The 909-nt window shown below is 52.1% G+C and carries 1 protein-coding gene; it reads right to left on the bottom strand.

What is annotated here, in order from left to right; all coding sequences use genetic code 11:
- Window positions 1–271: 271 nt before the first annotated feature.
- Window positions 272–820: a hypothetical protein gene (locus DVK07_RS19785; protein ID WP_121598535.1), complete on the bottom strand. Its 549-nt coding sequence runs from the start codon at window positions 818–820 to the stop codon at window positions 272–274.
- Window positions 821–909 lie beyond the last annotated feature (89 nt).

The following is a 909-nucleotide window of genomic DNA, read 5'->3' as shown; positions in this document are numbered from 1 at the left end:
GGAACCGACAGCGCGATAGCGACGAGGAGATAGCTTGCGATCGTGGACCGTACTGGTGGTAATCCGTGGAATAATGACCGGATTCGACCGCTGAGTAGGGTTGGGCTCCACAGTACTGCAGCGACGAGTCCGGGCCCAAACATGAGAGCGAGCGTGTCGAACATCGATACCTACTGGATCAACACCTGTATGCCTCAAAACCGTACAGAAGACTCAAAAGGAATTTTGAACAGTTGTTCCGCTTAACTGGGTATTCCTGCGGGAGAACGGGCTACCAATACACGGTATACACGCAGGCATCCCCGTGTTCACGTCGGCATTTCTCCCCCGTCTCTTCGATGAATACGAGTCGCTCGGCTGGGGCGAATTGTTGCGTGACGGCACGGATAATCCCGCGGTCAAATGAGCAGGGATATGGATTTTGACACCGGATTGTGCCTACTTTATCGTCGATTTCAGTGACCCGATAGTAGCCGATCTCACCCCCTCGATGATTTTGTTGGTACGCGATATTAATCGACCGGAGCGCGTCTTCTACTGTTGAGAGTCCCGTTGGCCACTCAGCAGTCTCCGGAATCTGTTCCCCGATCCGGTCCAACAGGTGTGGTTCCAGCTCCGTCGCAAGTACTTCGAATGCGTCCAACCATGCCTGCTGGGAGTACCATTCGTTTGGTTTTGGCTCGTCGATACCGTTGTCTGCGAGTGTATCCCGAACCTGTTGTTTGTAGGTTTCGGAGAAGCGACTCACCCCCTCAAGCGTCGCAAGGATCGTTTGACCGTTTATTTCTACGTCACGGTCTAGGACGTTGTATTGACTCATTTTCGAGGTCTTGTTATGTGTGGTCTATTCTCATAGGTTCCTGAAACTTACGTCTAGTCTTTGTTCTATTCGGGCTGGAAGATGTCCTC

The organism is Halorubrum sp. Atlit-26R (genome assembly GCF_003666015.1).
GTDB lineage: Archaea > Halobacteriota > Halobacteria > Halobacteriales > Haloferacaceae > Halorubrum.
This window is presented reverse-complemented; position numbering and strand designations above follow the sequence as displayed.